Origin of the sequence: Rhodanobacter terrae (genome assembly GCF_042657005.1) — a bacterium.
In the GTDB taxonomy this organism is placed as follows: Bacteria; Pseudomonadota; Gammaproteobacteria; order Xanthomonadales; family Rhodanobacteraceae; genus Rhodanobacter; species Rhodanobacter terrae.
On sequence record NZ_JBHSNG010000002.1, the window covers coordinates 136,017 to 152,913 of the forward strand.

General features: G+C 65.4%; 20 protein-coding genes. 9 read left to right on the forward strand and 11 right to left on the reverse strand.

The window, feature by feature from the left end; genetic code table 11:
- Positions 1–41: 41 nt before the first annotated feature.
- From ACFPPB_RS02520 to ACFPPB_RS02560, 9 genes are all read right to left on the reverse strand, one after another.
- Positions 42–449, reverse strand: a complete 408-nt coding sequence (locus tag ACFPPB_RS02520; protein WP_377324085.1) for a DUF3293 domain-containing protein — start codon at positions 447–449, stop codon at positions 42–44.
- On the reverse strand, positions 442–1,896 hold the full coding sequence (locus ACFPPB_RS02525) for an FAD-dependent oxidoreductase (protein WP_377324087.1): 1,455 nt from the start codon (positions 1,894–1,896) through the stop codon (positions 442–444). Before ACFPPB_RS02525 ends, ACFPPB_RS02520 begins: the two co-directional genes overlap by 8 nt.
- 88 nt (positions 1,897–1,984) lie before the next feature.
- Positions 1,985–2,761, reverse strand: coding sequence for an acetoacetyl-CoA reductase (phbB, locus tag ACFPPB_RS02530; protein ID WP_377324089.1), 777 nt, complete (start codon positions 2,759–2,761; stop codon positions 1,985–1,987).
- Positions 2,762–2,877: 116 nt separating this feature from the next.
- Entirely contained in the window at positions 2,878–3,375 is a 498-nt protein-coding gene (gene phaR, locus ACFPPB_RS02535; protein ID WP_377324091.1) for a polyhydroxyalkanoate synthesis repressor PhaR, read from the reverse strand.
- A gap of 82 nt (positions 3,376–3,457) precedes the next feature.
- Positions 3,458–5,023, reverse strand: coding sequence for a DHA2 family efflux MFS transporter permease subunit (locus ACFPPB_RS02540; protein WP_377324093.1), 1,566 nt, complete (start codon positions 5,021–5,023; stop codon positions 3,458–3,460).
- 8 nt (positions 5,024–5,031) lie between these two features.
- Positions 5,032–6,240 (reverse strand): HlyD family secretion protein, encoded by a 1,209-nt coding sequence (locus ACFPPB_RS02545; RefSeq protein ID WP_377324095.1) that lies wholly within the window; start codon positions 6,238–6,240, stop codon positions 5,032–5,034.
- Positions 6,227–7,717, reverse strand: a complete 1,491-nt coding sequence (locus tag ACFPPB_RS02550; protein WP_377324097.1) for an efflux transporter outer membrane subunit — start codon at positions 7,715–7,717, stop codon at positions 6,227–6,229. Before ACFPPB_RS02550 ends, ACFPPB_RS02545 begins: the two co-directional genes overlap by 14 nt.
- 11 nt (positions 7,718–7,728) lie before the next feature.
- Positions 7,729–8,253: a MarR family winged helix-turn-helix transcriptional regulator gene (locus ACFPPB_RS02555; RefSeq protein WP_377324099.1), complete on the reverse strand. Its 525-nt coding sequence runs from the start codon at positions 8,251–8,253 to the stop codon at positions 7,729–7,731.
- A gap of 92 nt (positions 8,254–8,345) precedes the next feature.
- Positions 8,346–9,125, reverse strand: a complete 780-nt coding sequence (locus ACFPPB_RS02560) for a TatD family hydrolase (RefSeq protein WP_377324101.1) — start codon at positions 9,123–9,125, stop codon at positions 8,346–8,348.
- 176 nt (positions 9,126–9,301) lie between these two features.
- Between ACFPPB_RS02560 and ACFPPB_RS02565 the strand changes: the two genes are divergently transcribed.
- Both ACFPPB_RS02565 and ACFPPB_RS02570 read left to right on the forward strand, forming a co-directional pair.
- Complete coding sequence (locus tag ACFPPB_RS02565; protein WP_377324103.1) at positions 9,302–9,883, forward strand: glycine zipper 2TM domain-containing protein; 582 nt, start codon at positions 9,302–9,304, stop codon at positions 9,881–9,883.
- A 27-nt stretch (positions 9,884–9,910) separates the two neighbouring features.
- Positions 9,911–10,411: an outer membrane lipoprotein gene (locus ACFPPB_RS02570; RefSeq protein ID WP_377324105.1), complete on the forward strand. Its 501-nt coding sequence runs from the start codon at positions 9,911–9,913 to the stop codon at positions 10,409–10,411.
- A 100-nt stretch (positions 10,412–10,511) separates the two neighbouring features.
- Here ACFPPB_RS02570 and ACFPPB_RS02575 read toward each other — a convergent pair whose 3' ends face one another.
- Entirely contained in the window at positions 10,512–10,934 is a 423-nt protein-coding gene (locus tag ACFPPB_RS02575; protein WP_377324484.1) for a cell wall hydrolase, read from the reverse strand.
- A gap of 485 nt (positions 10,935–11,419) precedes the next feature.
- Complete coding sequence (ygfZ, locus tag ACFPPB_RS02580; RefSeq protein ID WP_377324107.1) at positions 11,420–12,223, reverse strand: CAF17-like 4Fe-4S cluster assembly/insertion protein YgfZ; 804 nt, start codon at positions 12,221–12,223, stop codon at positions 11,420–11,422.
- Positions 12,224–12,376: 153 nt separating this feature from the next.
- Between ygfZ and ACFPPB_RS02585 the strand changes: the two genes are divergently transcribed.
- The 7 genes from ACFPPB_RS02585 to ACFPPB_RS02615 all read left to right on the forward strand — a co-directional run bounded on the left by ACFPPB_RS02585 (position 12,377) and on the right by ACFPPB_RS02615 (position 16,868).
- A complete protein-coding gene (locus tag ACFPPB_RS02585) occupies positions 12,377–12,544 on the forward strand; it encodes a DUF1674 domain-containing protein (protein ID WP_377324109.1) in 168 nt (55 codons plus the stop codon).
- A gap of 92 nt (positions 12,545–12,636) precedes the next feature.
- Complete coding sequence (sdhC, locus tag ACFPPB_RS02590) at positions 12,637–13,029, forward strand: succinate dehydrogenase, cytochrome b556 subunit (protein WP_377324111.1); 393 nt, start codon at positions 12,637–12,639, stop codon at positions 13,027–13,029.
- Positions 13,026–13,430: a succinate dehydrogenase, hydrophobic membrane anchor protein gene (gene sdhD / locus ACFPPB_RS02595; RefSeq protein ID WP_377324113.1), complete on the forward strand. Its 405-nt coding sequence runs from the start codon at positions 13,026–13,028 to the stop codon at positions 13,428–13,430. The genes sdhC and sdhD overlap by 4 nt, the downstream gene beginning before the upstream one ends.
- Before the next feature lie 19 nt (positions 13,431–13,449).
- Entirely contained in the window at positions 13,450–15,237 is a 1,788-nt protein-coding gene (sdhA, locus tag ACFPPB_RS02600) for a succinate dehydrogenase flavoprotein subunit (protein WP_377324115.1), read from the forward strand.
- A gap of 94 nt (positions 15,238–15,331) precedes the next feature.
- The gene (locus tag ACFPPB_RS02605) at positions 15,332–16,114 is read left to right on the forward strand and encodes a succinate dehydrogenase iron-sulfur subunit (protein WP_377324117.1); all 783 of its coding nucleotides are present in this window, start codon (positions 15,332–15,334) and stop codon (positions 16,112–16,114) included.
- Positions 16,115–16,204: 90 nt separating this feature from the next.
- Complete coding sequence (locus ACFPPB_RS02610) at positions 16,205–16,459, forward strand: FAD assembly factor SdhE (protein ID WP_377324119.1); 255 nt, start codon at positions 16,205–16,207, stop codon at positions 16,457–16,459.
- Positions 16,431–16,868 (forward strand): protein YgfX, encoded by a 438-nt coding sequence (locus tag ACFPPB_RS02615; RefSeq protein WP_377324121.1) that lies wholly within the window; start codon positions 16,431–16,433, stop codon positions 16,866–16,868. Before ACFPPB_RS02610 ends, ACFPPB_RS02615 begins: the two co-directional genes overlap by 29 nt.
- The last annotated feature ends 29 nt before the right edge of the window (positions 16,869–16,897 follow it).

Consider the following 16,897-nt stretch of genomic DNA (forward strand, 5'->3'; position numbering starts at 1 on the left):
CCGATGGCGCTTGTCCATGCGGCGTGCTGCCGCTGACCCGATCACTCCAGTACGCGCAGAAGGGCGGCGCCGCCGGCTTCACCGTGCACATAAGCCAACTGCCCATGAGTTCTGGCCAGCAGGTCCAGCGAATGGATGCCTGCTCCCACGACGAACAGGCTGGGCTCGCTCCAGCCGGAAGTGCCCACTCCGATGGCCGGATGGACAGCGACACCGGACTGCTTCTGCAGTGCGGCCAGCAGTTCGCGCTGTGCGGCCAGGTTCTCGGCCGGCGGGCGTCGGCGCGCCTGCGGGTTCCATGCCGTGATGAAAGCCCACGGATGCGGACCGACCATCTCGGCGATCTGGGCCGGCAAGGGCAGATCCACGCGTATGGTGGCCCAGGTCACAGTGTCCAGGCAGACATGGTAGGCGGTGGCGCGAAACGCCTCGAGCAGGGCCTCATCCATGGCGCAGTCCGGGCAGCGGCGCCAGGTTCGACTGGAACAACCGCGCGGCGGCTTCGATGTCGATATCCGCCACGTTCGGCGTGTCACGCAACAGCTGTTCCAGCAACTGGTCCTGCGCACGACCGCGTTCGAGCGCGTAGGCATAGGGCACATGCGAGAACGTGACCAGCCGATAGCGCGCCATGTAGTGCTGCGGTGCGCGCTCGGCCAGCAGCGCACCGAGTTCGCGCTTGGCGAGATAGTGCGGGTCGGCCACCGAGTCGCGCATCTCAACGTAGTTTTCCAGCGCCATCGTGGCGATCGCGTTCGCGTTCGGCTGGCGCACGCGCTGGAATTCGGCGAATACCTCGGCGCTGTCGTTCGGTGCGGCGGCCAGCAGGTTGGCCAGCACCACGGTGTCCTCGAAGCCGCAGTTCATGCCCTGGCCGTGGAACGGCACGATCGCGTGGGCGGCATCGCCGATCAGCAGCGCGCGACCGTCCAGATGCCAGCGCTGCAGGTACAGGGTGGACAAGGTGCCGACCGGGTGACCGTCGAAGTCCTCGCTGAAGTACGGGATCAGCGGCAGCAGGTCCGGGAACTGTTCGCTGAAGAATGCGGTCGCCGCCGCCGCGTCGGGCAGGGTAGCGAAACTCGGCGCCGCACCCTGGGCCGGCAAAAACAACGTCACCGTGAAGCTGCCTTCGGTATTCGGCAGCGCGATGCACATGTAACCGCCGCGCGGCCAGATGTGCAGGGCGTGCGGCTCCAGTGCGTACTGATCGCGACCGCCGCTGAGCTGCAGCACGCCGGCCGGCAGCTCGCCGGCCGGCGGAATCTCCAGCTCCTTGTAGCCGTGGCCCAGCGACTCGACGCGCTCGCCCAGCGGACTGTGCGCATTCATCGTCGCGCGCAGCGCGGAGCCCGCGCCGTCGGCTCCGATCACCATTCCGGCCGGCAACTCGCGTTCCACACCGGCGGCATCGGCCAGCCGGATGCGCTGCGCGTCGAAGTCGGCGCTCACCAGCGACTGCCCGAAACGGAACTGCACGCCGGCCGCTTCGGCGGCATCCAGCAGCAACATGTTCAATGCGCCACGCGAAACCGACCAGATCACCTCGCTGTCGTCGACGCCGTAACGCTGCAGGCTGCTGTTGCCGTCGCGGTCGTGCACCATGCGGCCACGCATCATCACCGCGCGTTGTAGTACATCGTCGGCAAGACCGGCGGTGCGCAGCGCCTGCAGGCCGCGTTCGGCCAGGGCCAGATTGATCGAGCGGCCACCGCTGTCCATGGATGGACGAGTGCCGCGAGCGCAGGACGCGCTGGAGCGGCCGGGAAAACCGCTCAGCCGCGGATCGGGCCGCTTCTCGTAGACCTCGACGGCAAAACCTCGTTGCGCCAGCTGTTGCGCCAGCAATGCGCCGACCAGGCCGCCGCCGATGAGGGTGATGGTTTGCTGCGCCATGCTGCGATCCGTGGAGGGAATCCGTCCACTGTTCCGCAAGCGGCGCGTGACTGCAATCCCGGCTGTGCCGAATAGCGTCGGGACCCGCTCAGAAGCTCATGAAATAGCCGCCGTTGACCGGCAGGTTCGCGCCGGTGATGTAGCCGGCGTCGTCCGCCGCGAGAAATTTCACGGCGCGCGCGATGTCGGCGGGAGCACCGAGTCGTCCGACCGGAATGTCGGCGATGATCTGCGCGCGGATCTCGGCCGATATGGCAGCCACCATCGGGGTGTCGCAGTAGCCCGGCGAGACAGTGTTGACGGTGACGCCCTTGCGCGCGGTTTCGCGCGCCAGCGCCATGCTGAAGCCGTGTACGCCGGCCTTGGCGGCCGAGTAGTTGGTCTGGCCGAACTGGCCGGTCTGGCCGTTCACCGAGCTGATGTTGACGATGCGGCCGAAGCCGCGCTCGGTCATGCCATCGACCACGTTGCGGCACATGTTGAACACGCCGTCGAGATTCACCCGCATCAACTCGTGCCACTGCTGCGGCGACATCTTGCGCAGGCTGGCGTCGCGGGTGATGCCGGCGGCATTGACCAGGATGTCGACGCTGCCGTGCTGCTGTTCGACCCGGGCAATCAGCTGCCGGCAGCTGTCGAAATCGCTGACGTCGGCCGGTTCGAACCTGATGCTGCCGTCGAAGTCGGCGACCTCTTCGCGGAACACGGCGACTCGCTCGCTGCGTGCGGCCAGATCCACGGCGACCACTTCGCGTCTGGCGCGGGCCAACTGGCGGCAGATTTCCGTGCCTAGACCACCGATGCCGCCGGTGACCAGCGCCACACGTCTCTCGACAGCAGGTTTCGAAGCGGCAGTCTGGTTCATGGATTTCTGGTCGATGGCTTGATCATGCGGCAGGGCAGCACATGCTGTGCTGCAGCGATCGGTCGGGGAGGAACAAACGGACGGCGCGTCGATGCGCGCCGCCAGCCGGGCCGTTATCAGCCGGATTTCTTGCCGCTGCGGCTGTTGGCAGCCGGCGTCGGGATCACCTTGGCGGCAGTGTCGATCAGCCCCCGCTGTATCGCCTGGAATGCCGCCATGTTGCGTTCGGTCAGGTCATTCAGCGTGTTCCATGGGGTCTGCCCCATCAAGCTGTTGAGCTGGCTGCGGAACTGGGTCTGCTGGTCGAGGAACACCTGCAGGCTGCGCTCCAGGTAGGGTCCCATGAATCCCTGCAGCGAATCGCCGTAGAAGCGGATGATCTGGCTGAGCAACTGCGGCGACAGCATCGGCTGCCCCTTGTCCTCGTGCTCGGAGATGATCTGCAGCAGTACCGAGCGGGTCAGTTCCTCACCGCTTTTCGCGTCGCGGACTTCGAAATCCTCGTTGTCCAGGACCAACTGGCGGACTTCCTCCAGCGTGATGTAGCTGGAGATTTCCGTGTCGTAGAGACGCCGGTTCGGGTACTTCTTGATGATGCGTTTGGTTTGTGCCATGCGGCGAACGCTAACAGAAGATATTGCGGCGCACCAGCCAGGGGGCTGGAAAAATGCTGCGGCCGTCTGCTGCAGCATTTTCCTAGTGCCCGACCGCGCCGCCGGCGCTGCCGAACGGCGGCCTGGCGAACCATAATACCGGGATCAGCGCCACGAACAGGATGGCGCAGGCCCAGAACACGTCGTTTACCGCCAGCGTCAGCGCCTCGCGTGTCAGCAGCTGATCGACCAACCCCAGGCTTTGCGTATGCGACAGGCCGCTGTGCGAAAGCTGACCGAGAAACCGGGTGGCGGCCGGATGGCCCGGGCTTACGTACTCGGTCAGGGTGGCGTGGTGGGTTTCGCCGCGGTGCTGCCACAAGGTCACCATGATCGCGGTGGATACGCTGGAACCGATGGTGCGGCAGAAATTGGACAGTCCCGAAGCGCTGGCGATCTGATCCACCGGCAGGCCGGACAGGTAGATCTGGTTCAGCGGGATGAAAAAGCACGGAATCGCCAGGCCCATCACGAAGCGGGGCACGATCAGGGTGGAAAACGACGCCGAGCTGTCGAAGGTGGAGAACCAGTACGCCGTGCTGGCGAACACCAGGAACGCGAACGTCACCACCGCGCGCAGATCCAGTTTGTGCATGTTGCGGCCGAGGATCGGCGCGATCAGGAATGCCAGTATGCCGACCGGTGCAGTGGCCAGGCCGGCCCAGGTCGCGGTGTAGCCCAGGGTGATCTGCAGCCACAGCGGGAACACCACGTTGATCCCGAAGAACGCGAACATGCCCAGCGAGAGGCTGATCACGCCGACGGTGAAATTGCGTTCCTTGAACAGCGACAAGTCCACCACCGGATGCTTCGCGTGCAGCTCCCACACGATCAGGAAGGTGAGGCAGACCAGCGCGATCAGGCCCAGGGTCAGGATCATCGGCGAGGAGAACCAGTCGTGGTCGTTGCCGTTGTCCAGCATGAATTGCAGGCAACCCACGCCGACCACCAGCAGCAGCAGGCCGATCGCGTCGATCGGCGCCTTGTAGGTCCTGGTCTCGCGCTTGCGCAACAAGCCCCAGGTGACCACCGCCGCCATGATGCCCACCGGCAGGTTGATGTAGAAAATCCACGGCCATGAGAAATTGTCGGTCAGCCAGCCGCCCAGGATCGGACCGAAGATCGGCGCTACCACCACGGTCATCGCCCACAGCGCCAGCGCGATGCCCTGTTTTTCCTTCGGGTAGTTCGACAACAGCAAGGTCAGCGACAGCGCCACCATCGGGCCGGAGCCGGCGCCCTGCAACAGGCGGCCGATCACCAGCATCGGCATGCTGGTGGCGAGGCCGCACAGCATCGAGAAGATCACGAACATCAGCACCGAGCCGACGAAGGTCTTCACCTCGCCGAAGCGGCGCGCCAGCCAGCCGGTCAGCGGTTGCATGATCGCGCTGGCCAACGCGTACGAACTGATCGTCCAGGTGCCTTCGCTGGGGCTCACGCCGAGGCTGCCGGCGATGTGCGGCACCGCGACGTTGACGATCGTCATGTCCAGCACCTCCATGAAGGTGCTGAACGCGACGGCGATGGTGAGCAGCGCCAGCGGACCGCCGTGCAGCGGCTTCAGCGGTGCAGCGTCGGACGTGGCTTCGTTGGGCGTGGCGGCCATGGTCCGGCTCAGTTGGCGGCGGCGGTGTGGGGCAGGTTGGCGCTGATGATCCGGTCGGCCTCCGCATCCGCCTTGCTGGCCATCTGGTCGTACACCGTGGTCTGCGCCACCGGCTGTTGCGCGGGCGTATTGGCCAGCATGCTGCCCTTGTCGTCGCGGATGTCCACGGTCACGTCGGCCGACAGGCCGATGCGCAGCGGATGCTTGTCCAGCGCCTGGTTGTCCAGTGCGATGCGTACCGGTACGCGTTGCACCACCTTGATCCAGTTGCCGGTGGCGTTCTGCGCGGGCAGCAGCGAGAACACGCTGCCGGTGCCGGCGCCGAGGCCGATCACCTTGCCCTGGTATTCCACATCGCCGCCGTACAGATCGGAGGTCACAGTCACCGGCTGGCCGATGCGGATATGCCGCAGCTGGCTTTCCTTGAAGTTCGCGTCGATCCACAGGTCATGCAGCGGCACTACGGTCATCAGCTGCTGGCCGGCCGCGACGCTGTTGCCCAGTTGCACGCTGCGTTCGGCGACGTAGCCGGACACCGGTGCATAGATCTCGTTGCGCTGGGCCGCGACCCAGGCGGCACGGAAGTTCGCGCGGGCCTGCAGCACAGCCGGGTTCTGCGCCACATCGGTGCCTTCGATCGCCGCATGCGCGGCGGCCGACTGCGCCTCGGCGGCGGATAAGGCGGCCTGGGCCTGTTCGACACCATCGCGCATGTGCTGCACGATCTCGGGCGATTCGGCCTGCGCGGCGACCAGCGGCAGATGGCGCTTGAGATCGGCTTCGGCTTTCTTCAGCGCGAGCCTGGCAGTGGCCACCTGGGCATCCGCGCTGCTGGCGGAACTGGTCTGCTGGCGCACGCCGCGCACCGCCTGGGCCAGCGCGCTGCGCGCCTGCTGCAGGCGCGTGTCGGCGTCGGTACTGTCCAGCTTCACCAGTACCTGGCCGGCGTCGACGTGCTGGGTGTCGTCGGCGAGGATCGCCACCACCGTGCCCGGCACCTGCGCCGAGATCGCCACCTGGTTGCCGCCGACGTAGGCGTTGTCGGTTTTCACGCGCGTCGAAAACACGAACAGCCACAGCAGAAACCAGCACAGTCCGGCGAGGATGAACGCGCCGGCCACGATCAGCAGTACGCGCCGGCGCTTGGCCGGGTCTTTTGCGGCCATGCCGCTGTCGTTGGCGTCGACGGACGCCTTGTCGGACTCAGTGGCGCTCATGGTCGGCGACTCCGGTGGTAACAGAAGAGGAGGGGGATTCGGTGCGGGCGGCGGCCGACGGGTTGTCGCGATAACCGCCGCCGAGTGCCTTGATCAGGGCGAGATCCGTGCTCAGCGCCTGCGCCTGCAGTTGGGCCGCGGCATCGCGTTGCTGCAGCAGTTGGGCTTGCGCGCCCAGGCTTTCACGGGCGTCGCGCACGCCCTGGTGCATGCGCGCCCGTGCGCTCGCCAGCAATTGCTGGTCGGCATCGATCTGAGCCTGCTGTTCGTGCTGGCGGGCCGCGATCTGTTCGGCACCCAAGGCCTGTGTCGCCACCTCGCGCGCGGCGACCAGCACCGTGCTGTCGTACTGCGCCACCGCTGCGTCGAGCTGGGCCCTGCTCAGGCCGTAGTTGGCCTCGAGCGCACCGCCGTTGAAGATCGGCAGATGCAGTGCGGGGGTCAGTGCAAACGTGCGGCTGCCGGCCGTGAGCAGCTTGCCCATGTCGATGCTGGACAGGCCGGCCAGCGCGGTGATGCTGATGTCGGGAAAGAACTCGGCACGCGCCGCATCGGTCTGCTTCAGCGCGGCCTCGACCTGCCAGCGGCTGGCGGCGATGTCCGGGCGGCGGGCGATCAGGTCCAGTCCGGCCTGGGCCGGTATGCCGAGTGCGACCGTCGGCAGCGGGCGAGCCTTGAGCTGCGGCAGTTGGGCCGGCGTGACGCCGAGCAGCGAGGCGAGCGCGGCGCGGCGGATATTCGCCGAACCGTCGAGCGCCACGCGCATTTCGCGCACCGCGGCCAGCTGCGCCCCGGCTTTCTGCGCTTCGTCCGGCAGGTCGACGCCTTGCCGCACCCGCAATTCAGCGATGTGCATGAGCTGTTGCTGGGTGGCGAGCAGCTGATCGGCCAGCTGCAGGCGCGCCTGATCGGCCTGCCAGCCGAAGTAGGTGTCGGCGACGGCATACTGGATCGCCAGCGCGGCGGCGCTGCGTTGTGCCTCGGCGGCATGCGCCTGGTCCAGCGCGGCTTCCATGGTGGCGCGCTTCTTGCCCCACCAGTCGAAGTCGTATTGCAGCTGCACGCCGAGGTCGGCCTGGTTGTACCAGGAGAAACCGAGGAACTTGCTCGGGATCAGTCCGTGGTCGCTCATGCGTGTGCGCGATACCTGCGCATTGCCGTTGACCGACAGCCCCAGTTGCGCCGCGGCAAGCCGTGCGGACTGGTCGGCGTTCTGCACGCGGCTTTGCGCCAGGGCGAGATCCGGCGACTGCCGCATGGCCCGATCCATCAACCCATCCAATTGCGGGTCGTCGTACTGGCGCCACCACGATGCCGCGGGCCAGCCGGGGCGGACCGGCGCCTGCAGGCCGGCCAGGGGCACGTTGTCGCGCAACGTCGGCGAGCCAAGCCTGTTCGGTGTACCGGCGCAGGCCGCCAGCGCAAGCAGGGTCGCCGCGGCCAGCACCGTGCGGCCGCGTAGCAGGGCATGCGTCATCGGAGCTTCCTTCATGGCTGGGGGGCCTCGCTCAACTGGTCGAGGTTACGGGCCAGCTTGCGCAGCAAGCGGCTCAGGTTGCGTTTGTCGCCGTCGCTGAAGCCGGCAAACAGGGTGGCGACGCGGGGGAACATCGGCGGCAGCACCTTCTGCACGAAACGCCGGCCTGCCGCGGTGATGCGGATCAGTACGCAGCGGCGATCCTCTTCGCTGGCGCCACGGGTGATCAGGCCTCGTTTCACGAGGGCATTCCCGATGCGGGTCATGTTGGTGGCGCCCTGGGAGGCGAACTCGCAAAGCTCGCCCGGCGTCGAGCTGCCGTCCGGGCGGCTGTACAGGACCATCAGCGTGAGAAATTCGCTGTGGTTGAGCTTGTGCGGCTTGAGCTTGAACTCGAGCTCCTCCTCGAGGCTGGCGCTGACCATCAGCATCAGCCGGCTCAGCCGCGCTTCGGCGGCGGGCAGCTGCGGGATGATCTGGCTCACCCGGCCGATGCCCTCGTCCATCATCGCGATGCAATTTGTCAGTCGCGCCATTTCATCAATTTATATTTCATCGATGAAATAAAAGATAGCAAGCCAGGGATCGCTTGCGCAAGTGGCCGTCGACACGGTGGTTGAATAGCCGCTCAGCTGTCGTGGCGAGCCAGCCCGAACAGGCGTTGCGCATTGGCGCTGGTTGCAGCGGCGATGTCGGCGGGGGATTCACCGCGCAATTCGGCAACGCAGCGCAATACCTCGGCGACTCGTGCCGGCTCGTTGCGCTCGCCGCGATGGGCTGCGTCGGGTTGATCCGGAGCGTCGCTTTCCAGCAGCAGGAATTCGATCGGCGTCTGCGCTACGATGCGGCGCAGACGTTGCGCGCGGGGATAGGTGACCGGGCCGCCAATGCCGAGGTGGAAGCCGATCTCCCACAACTGCCGTGCCTGCTGCTCGCTGCCGGAAAAGCTGTGCACCACGCCGCGCAGGCCCCCGGTGCGGCGCAGGGTCAGGCTCACCTCTTCCAGTGCGCCGCGCGCGTGCACGATCACCGGCAGGTCCCGCTCCCGTGCCAGCCGCAGCTGGCGCAGAAAGTAATGTCGCTGGAGTTCATGGTCGAGACCGTCCACATGAAAATCCAGGCCGATCTCACCGACCGCGACCGCAGGATTTTCGTCGAGCCATGCAGACAGGGCTTCCACATGTCCGGGTGCGTGCCTGGACAGAAACATCGGGTGCAGGCCGAAGGCCGGATGCAACTGACGGTAGTTCGCACAGAGTGCCGCGATCCGCGACCAGCTGTCGGCATCGACGGCGGGTATGATCATCGTGTCGACGCCGGCCCGGCCGGCTCGTTCGATCACCGCGTCACGGTCGGCGTCGAATGCGTCGTCGTCAAGATGAACGTGGCTGTCGACAAACTTGGACATGCTGTGTTTTTCGTGCGCCGTGAGAGAGTTCTGTAGTTTCAATGTGAAGATAATGTAACGGCCACGAGCTAGCTCCGATTCAGTTGGACAACGGTTCAATGGCATCGCAGATTATTGCGATGAGGCAAACCCTTGCCGGGCGATGCACATCTAAACAAACAGAGGAGAGGACGGTAATGAACAGGTTAACGGTCAATGTACTCAATGTGGCCATGGCCGCGGTGCTTGCGACAGGCGTGTCGGCCTGCAACCGCAATGCGGATGCCGGTGTTTCGAACGGTTCCGCTGATGCGAGTGCGGGTGCCGATGCCGGCGCCAAGTATGCCAAGGTCGTGAGCGTTGATCCGGTGCGTTCGACGGTGAACAACCCCCGTGAGGTCTGCCACGACGAGACTGTCTCGCGGACGGCACCCCCGAAGGACCAGCATCGGATTGCGGGCACGGCGATCGGTGCGGTGGCCGGCGGTCTGCTCGGCCACATGGTCGGCGGCGGCAAGGGCAACACCCTGGCCACGGTGGCCGGCGCTGTCGGCGGCGGCTATGCAGGCAACCGCATCGAGGCCAGTCGTCAGCATGCACAGGTGACCACGTCGGTCGAGCGCAAGTGCGACACCGTCAACGATGCCAGCAGCAAGATCGTCGGCTACGACGTGCGTTATGTGTACAACGGGGTTACCCGCACCGTGCGCATGGATCATGACCCGGGCGATCGGGTACAGGTGCAGGAAGGTGTGACGGCTGTCTCCGACGCCCGCTGAATCGACCACTGAAAAGGAAGCGACCCCATGAATGCACTGACTAGCAAGATCGCCCTCGCGGCTGCGCTGACGGCGGGCCTGTCCCTTGTCGGTTGTACCACCGCTCCCTACAACAACGGCGGCAACTACAACCGCGGCTACTACCAGGGCCAGCAGGGCGGGTATGGCAGTCGAAACGCCCGTTGCGAGACGTGCGGCGTGGTGCAGGACGTGCAGCAGGTCTACACCGATGGCGGTAGCGGCAATGGCGGTACGCTGGGGGCGATCATCGGTGCGGTCGCCGGCGGTGTGCTGGGCAGCACCATAGGCAAGGGCGATGGCCGCAAGGCGGCTACCGTGGCTGGTGCGGTTGCCGGCGGTGTCGTCGGCAACCAGGTCGGCAAGCGCAGCGACGGGAGCAACGTTGCCTGGCGCATCCAAGTGCGGCTCGACAACGGCCAATACGCCACGGTGACCCAGCGCGAGGATCCGGGTGTTCGCAATGGCGACTATGTCGTCGTCAGCAACGGCCACGTCTACGCGCGATGATTCGACTCGGCCGTATGGACGTCCATTTATATGGACGTCCAAAATTAAAGAAGCCCTCATGCGAGGGCTTTTTTAATGACGCAAAATGGCGAATCGTCGATCAATTCACTGCGTAGAAGGCATGCTCGCCGATCGTCACGCTGGGGCGGTTGTGCGACCAGGCCGGACTGATTGCCGTCGTGGCGAAGTGATCGGCGCGAGGCACCACCATATGGCGTTGCGCCAGCGGCAGCTCCCAGTTGCTGAGCGACCTGCCGGCTATTTGCCACGCCTTGCTGAAGGATTCCAGATTGGAAATCTCGAATGAGCCTGGCGTGGTGGTGGTCGCGAACTGATGCGGCGCGGTCACTACCTTGCATACCGTGTTGCCCCATTGGCCGCGGTCGCGCCGGCGCAGGGCAACTTCGGCGACGGCGAGCTGGCCGTTGGTCGATTCGCTGCGCGCTTCCAGATAGACGGTGGTAGCGAGGCAAGCATGGTCGGCGATGGGCTGGGGCATCAATGACGTCAGCCACAACAACATGGAAAGTTTCACGAGTTCTGCCTCCAACGTGCTGTACGCGCAAAGCAGACTGCAAGCTTTGAGCGCCGTTGCGATGGACGGGCGGGCAGGCCGTTCCATCTGGATCTATCGCCATGACCGAAACTTGTGGTCAGGCGCTTTGCCACGGGATTGTGGCGGGTCGAGCGGCTGTCTGTGCCGATCGGGAATTGTGCTGCCGGGCGTTGCGCGTGCCGGGTCGGCCGTGTTGCCTGCAACTGCTGCGCGCTCGTTGGATGCGAGGCGTATGCCATCCGGCGATGTTGCTGCCGGGTCGCGCCGATTCGGATTCTTCCGGTTCGTCGCGTACTTCGACACCCCGTGTTCCGGATGCCGCGATATTCGATTGGGGAAGCCTAGTGGCGGTATTCGCCACTGGCAAGTGCCGAGTGATTAAAGTTTAGCTGCTGCTCACGATTCGTTGACATTTGCCACTACGCATTCCGCCAGTGGAGACGAGCATCGCTTCATGCCGGCCATGACGCGTCGAGATGAATCTTCAAGCCGTCGTCGAGTGGGCCAAGATATCCCTCGCGCGCTTGTGCAGCAACGTCATCGACCAACACGACGAGCGCGGCGATGCCGTCATGCGCGGCCGCAACATCGAGCACGCAGCCGACTTCGCGATCGCCATCGCGCAACGTGTCGCCGGCATTCGCTGCTTGCGACAATGTGACGCTGTGCAGGTGCCGCTTGTGGCCGCCACGGTAGTGCAGCCGTGCGACGATTTCCTGGCCGGGGTAGCAGCCCTTGTCGACCGCGACCGCATGCAGGCGCTGCAGCGACAAGGAAGCCGGCAGCAGCTCGTTCAATCTCTGCGTCGGCAGCCATGGCCAGCCTGCGCGCAGCTGCGGCAAGCGCCATGCATCGTCGCCGATCTCCGACGCGGTGATCTGCAAGCTATGCGTGTCGCAGCCCAGCGAGAGTATCCCCGCGTCGTCGCCGAACATGTGCAGCGGCATGCTCGGGCCAGTGGTCAATGCGCGCAGCGGCAATGCCGCCAGGCTGAGTTTCGAGCGGAACACGAAACGACGCAGCGCTTCGACCATTGCCAGTGCACTGCCGCCGCGCAGCAATACGAGATAGCGATCGTCGGCGAGTCGGGCCAGATGAAACAGCGCGCGCACGCGGCCTTGCGGATCGAGCCATGCACTGAACTGCCACCGGCCGGTGGCAAGCGAGCTGACGTTGCTGCTGAACTGCGCATGCGCAAACGCCATCGCATCCGGGCCTTCGATCAGCAGGGTTTCCGCGGGATAGAATGTCGGCATAGGCAGCGTGACATTGGGGCAACGGGAACCCCTCGCAAGTGCTAGGGATGCTCCGGTCAATTCTTCGCAGGCGTCACCGTCAATGCAGTGTCTCAGTCAAGGTTGTGCTGCTTTGCCGCAAGTATTAACCTTCATCGGCTTACAAAAAAAATCATGTCCGATACCTTCTCCTCAGCCGAACCCACGCCAGCCTCCGTTTCGACGGAAGCAATCGTCGTGCCCGTGGGCCCGGCGCAGGACAAGTTGCCGGCCGAGCGGCCGGCTCCGGACCCCACCCGCTACGGCGACTGGGAAAAGAACGGGCGCTGTATCGACTTCTGAACGACCGCAAAGGCGCTCGTCGCCGATCGCGTACAGGGGAAGATGCGGCACTGACATCAGCACGAACAGCGATTCCACTCGGGGTAGCCGCCATGGCAGACACGCAACGACCGCTCTCGCCGCATCTACAGATCTACAAGTGGCAAGTGCAGATGATGACTTCCATCTTGCATCGAGCCACTGGAATAGCGCTGGCCGTCGGCAGCCTGCTGGTGGTATGCGGACTGTGGAATCTGGCAGCGGGCGAAGACAGCTTCAATGATTTCAGGAGCATCGTCGGCAGCCCGCTCGGCACGGTTCTGCTGATCGGCTGGAGCTGGGCGTTGTTCTTCCACCTGTGCAACGGCATCCGCCATCTGGTCCAGGATACCGGCCTCGGTTACGAGATTCCCCAGTTCGTACGCTCCAGCTGGCTGGCGGTCGTCGGCAGTTTCGTGCTCACCGTGTTGGTTTGGGCCTGTGTCATGGCGGGAGGTGCGGCATGAGCGCGAAGGACGCCGTCGTGAAAGATCGGCGCAACCCGTTGAAGACGGCCCGCGGACTGGGTTCGTCCCAGTCCGGTGTGACCCACTGGTGGACCCAGCGGACGACGGCCGCCGCGTTGGTGCTGCTCGGCGCGTGGTTCGTCATCATCGTGCTGAGCCTGCTGCATGCCGATTACGCCACCGCGCGCGCCGCCGTGGCGAAGCCGTGGAATGCGCTGCTGCTGATCGCGTTCGTGCTCACCATGTTCTGGCATGCCGTGCTGGGCCTGCAGGTGGTGATCGAGGATTACGTGCACACCCGTTGGAAAGAAGTCGCCCTGCTGGTGGCTATCAAGTTCCTCGCGGTACTCGGCGCGCTGGCAAGCGTGCTGGCCGTGCTGCGCATTGCGCTGACCCCATAAGACGCGAGGAAAAGGTTTCATGGAAAGCTACAAAGTCCAGCAACACCTGTATGACGTGATCGTGGTCGGCGCCGGCGGCGCGGGTCTGCGCGCCACCTTCGGCCTGGCCGAGAAGGGCCTCAAGGCCGCCTGCATCACCAAGGTCTTCCCGACCCGTTCGCACACCGTGGCGGCGCAGGGCGGCATCTCCGCCGCGCTGGGCAACATGGGCGAGGACGACTGGCGCTTCCACTTCTACGACACGATCAAGGGCTCCGACTGGCTCGGCGACCAGGACGCGATCGAGTACATGTGCAAGAACGCGCCCGCCGCGATCATCGAGCTGGAACACTACGGCGTGCCGTTCTCGCGTACCGAGGAAGGCAAGATCTACCAGCGCCCGTTCGGCGGCATGACCACGCATTACGGCAAGGGTACCGCGCAGCGCACCTGCGCCGCGGCGGACCGCACCGGCCACGCGATCCTGCACACGCTGTACCAGCAGGCGCTGGCGCACGACGCCGCGTTCTTCATCGAATACTTCGCGATCGACCTGATCTTCGACGAAGCCGGCGCGTGCCGCGGCGTACTCGCGCTCGACATGAACGAAGGAACCTTGCATTTCTTCCGCGGCCAGGCCGTGGTGCTGGCGACCGGCGGTTACGGCCGCGCCTACTTCAGCGCCACCTCGGCGCATACCTGCACCGGCGACGGCGGCGGCATGGTGCTGCGCGCGGGTCTTGCGCTGCAGGACATGGAGTTCGTGCAGTTCCATCCGACCGGCATCTACGGTGCCGGCTGCCTGATCACCGAGGGCGTGCGCGGCGAAGGCGGCTACCTCACCAATTCCGCCGGCGAGCGTTTCATGGAGCGCTATGCGCCCAGCGCGAAGGATCTGGCCTCGCGCGACGTGGTCAGCCGTGCGATGACGATCGAGATCCGCGAGGGTCGCGGCGTCGGCGAGCACAAGGACCACATCTATCTCAACCTGATGCACCTCGGCCCCGAGGTCATCCAGGAGCGGTTGCCGGGTATCGCCGAGTCGGCGCGCATCTTCGCCGGCGTGGACGTGACCAAGGAACCGATCCCGGTGCTGCCGACCGTGCACTACAACATGGGCGGCATCCCGACCAACTATCACGGCGAAGTCGTGCAGAAGCGCGGCGACGATGTCGACGCGATCGTGCCGGGCCTGTTCGCGATCGGCGAAGCGGCCTGCGTCTCCGTGCATGGCGGCAACCGGCTCGGCTCCAACTCGCTGCTCGATCTGGTGGTGTTCGGTCGGGCAGTGGCGCATCGCTGCGCCGAACTGATCCAGCCGGGTGCGGCGCACAAGGATCTGCCGACCAATGTGCTGGACAAGTCGCTGGCGCGTTTCGACGCGCTGCGCAACGCCAAGGGCAGCATGCCGACGGCGAAGATCCGCGCCGCGATGCAGCGCACGATGCAGAAGGACGCCGCGGTGTTCCGTACCGGCACCACGCTGGCCGAAGGCAAGCAGAAGATCTCGGAAGTGTTCGACATGTTCGAGGACGTCGGCGTCAGCGACCGTTCGCTGGTATGGAACTCCGACCTGATCGAGACGCTGGAACTGTCCAACCTGCTGGCACAGGCGGTGGCGACCATGCATTCGGCCGAACAGCGGCCGGAAAGCCGCGGCGCGCATGCACGCGAAGACTTCCCTGAGCGCGACGACGTCAACTGGATGAAGCACACCCTGGTATGGGTCGACGAGGCGGGCAAGTCGCGCTTTGACTTCCGCCCGGTGCACATGAATCCGATGACCGACGAGGTCAAGGCTGTGCCGCCGGCGAAGCGCGTCTACTGACCACGGTGCGGCTGCGGCCGCAGCGTGGCGGCAACATCATTGGTTGTACGGCCGGGGCGCAAGCCCTCCTGCAGAAAGTTGAAGGGTTCAGCACATGGCAGAGTTTTCGCTACCGAAGAATTCCAAGATCCAGCCGGGCCGCCACTACCCGGCCAAGGATGCGAAGAAGCCGCGTACCTTCCGCATCTATCGCTGGTCGCCGGATGATGGACAGAACCCCCGCACGGACACCTACGAGGTCGACCTGGCCGCGTGCGGTCCGATGGTTCTGGACGCGCTGCTGAAGATCAAGAACGAGATCGATCCCACGCTCACGCTGCGCCGTTCCTGCCGCGAAGGCATCTGCGGTTCGTGCGCGATGAACATCGACGGCACCAACACGCTGGCCTGCACCCGCGCGATCAGCGAGTGCGCTTCCGGCGACGTGAAGATCTATCCGCTGCCGCACATGCCGGTGGTGAAGGATCTGGTGCCCGACCTGACCCACTTCTACGCGCAGTTCGCCTCGATCAAACCGTGGATACGCACGCAGAGTCCGGCCCCGGATCGCGAGCGGCTGCAGTCGCCGGAAGAGCGCAAGAAGCTGGACGGCCTGTACGAGTGCATCTTGTGTGCCTGCTGCTCGACCAGCTGTCCGAGCTACTGGTGGAACGGCGACAAGTACCTCGGTCCGGCGATCCTGCTGCAGGCCTATCGATGGATCGTGGATTCGCGTGATGAAGCCACCGGCGCGCGCCTGGACGATCTGGAAGATCCGTTCAAGCTGTACCGCTGCCACACCATCATGAACTGCACGCGCACCTGCCCGAAGGGGCTGAATCCGGCCAAGGCGATTGCCGAGATCAAGAAGCTGATGGTGGAGCGGCGTTCGGCATAAGAGCACCTGTCGCCGCGTGGCGGCGACGCCGCATAACCTCTCCCCGCGGGGGAGAGGAGGCAACGGAGGCGCTTCGCGCGAATCGATCTCATGGAAGCTGAAGCTGCCCGTCTCAAGCGCCTGCGCTGGCGCGCCCGCCGCGGTACCCGTGAGCTGGACGCCTTGTTCGGCGGCTGGCTGGACGAGCGTTTCGCCAGCGCGGATGAAGCGCAGCAGCAGGCGTTCGACGAACTGCTCGACGCGCAGGATCCGGATCTGTGGGACTGGGTGATGGGCCATGCGCGCCCCGCGCGGGCGGACTGGCAGGCGATCATCGATGACATCCGCACCCGCCATCGGCTTTGAATGCCGGCCCTCGCGGCTGCTGCGGCGAGCGCTGATCGCGGTCGCCGCCGTGGCCGTGCTGGCCGTGGCGCTGAGCGGGTTGGCGCTGTGGCTGAAATTGCCGCTTGGCCTCGCCGCAGCGCTGGCGACATGGCGATCGGTGCGCCGCCTCGCCGCTGTTCCGGTGGCCGCTGCAGGCTGGAGCGCCGAAACCGACTGGACGCTGCGCCTGATCGACCACAAGGACGTACCGGCCACGCTGGCTTCATTCCGTGTGTTCGGCGACTTCGTGCTGCTGCGTCTGCAAACCGTGGAACACGGCGTGCAGGTGCTGTTGCTGGCGCCGGACAACAGCGACGCCGATATCCGCCGCCGTCTGCGCATGCGACTGGCAACGATGCAGCCGGACGGCGCCGTGCCGCAGCTCTGACCTTCATGCCCCCCGCCACCGGCAACTTC

Bases quoted from the DNA above. Each gene is read 5' to 3' on its own strand.
- ACFPPB_RS02520 (WP_377324085.1), bottom strand. From the start codon at position 449: ATGGATGAGGCCCTGCTCGAGGCGTTTCGCGCCACCGCCTACCATGTC.
- ACFPPB_RS02525 (WP_377324087.1), bottom strand. From the start codon at position 1,896: ATGGCGCAGCAAACCATCACCCTCATCGGCGGCGGCCTGGTCGGCGCA.
- phbB (WP_377324089.1), bottom strand. From the start codon at position 2,761: ATGAACCAGACTGCCGCTTCGAAACCTGCTGTCGAGAGACGTGTGGCG.
- phaR (WP_377324091.1), bottom strand. From the start codon at position 3,375: ATGGCACAAACCAAACGCATCATCAAGAAGTACCCGAACCGGCGTCTC.
- ACFPPB_RS02540 (WP_377324093.1), bottom strand. From the start codon at position 5,023: ATGGCCGCCACGCCCAACGAAGCCACGTCCGACGCTGCACCGCTGAAG.
- ACFPPB_RS02545 (WP_377324095.1), bottom strand. From the start codon at position 6,240: ATGAGCGCCACTGAGTCCGACAAGGCGTCCGTCGACGCCAACGACAGC.
- ACFPPB_RS02550 (WP_377324097.1), bottom strand. From the start codon at position 7,717: ATGACGCATGCCCTGCTACGCGGCCGCACGGTGCTGGCCGCGGCGACC.
- ACFPPB_RS02555 (WP_377324099.1), bottom strand. From the start codon at position 8,253: ATGGCGCGACTGACAAATTGCATCGCGATGATGGACGAGGGCATCGGC.
- ACFPPB_RS02560 (WP_377324101.1), bottom strand. From the start codon at position 9,125: ATGTCCAAGTTTGTCGACAGCCACGTTCATCTTGACGACGACGCATTC.
- ACFPPB_RS02565 (WP_377324103.1), top strand. From the start codon at position 9,302: ATGAACAGGTTAACGGTCAATGTACTCAATGTGGCCATGGCCGCGGTG.
- ACFPPB_RS02570 (WP_377324105.1), top strand. From the start codon at position 9,911: ATGAATGCACTGACTAGCAAGATCGCCCTCGCGGCTGCGCTGACGGCG.
- ACFPPB_RS02575 (WP_377324484.1), bottom strand. From the start codon at position 10,934: ATGTTGTTGTGGCTGACGTCATTGATGCCCCAGCCCATCGCCGACCAT.
- ygfZ (WP_377324107.1), bottom strand. From the start codon at position 12,223: ATGCCGACATTCTATCCCGCGGAAACCCTGCTGATCGAAGGCCCGGAT.
- ACFPPB_RS02585 (WP_377324109.1), top strand. From the start codon at position 12,377: ATGTCCGATACCTTCTCCTCAGCCGAACCCACGCCAGCCTCCGTTTCG.
- sdhC (WP_377324111.1), top strand. From the start codon at position 12,637: ATGGCAGACACGCAACGACCGCTCTCGCCGCATCTACAGATCTACAAG.
- sdhD (WP_377324113.1), top strand. From the start codon at position 13,026: ATGAGCGCGAAGGACGCCGTCGTGAAAGATCGGCGCAACCCGTTGAAG.
- sdhA (WP_377324115.1), top strand. From the start codon at position 13,450: ATGGAAAGCTACAAAGTCCAGCAACACCTGTATGACGTGATCGTGGTC.
- ACFPPB_RS02605 (WP_377324117.1), top strand. From the start codon at position 15,332: ATGGCAGAGTTTTCGCTACCGAAGAATTCCAAGATCCAGCCGGGCCGC.
- ACFPPB_RS02610 (WP_377324119.1), top strand. From the start codon at position 16,205: ATGGAAGCTGAAGCTGCCCGTCTCAAGCGCCTGCGCTGGCGCGCCCGC.
- ACFPPB_RS02615 (WP_377324121.1), top strand. From the start codon at position 16,431: ATGACATCCGCACCCGCCATCGGCTTTGAATGCCGGCCCTCGCGGCTG.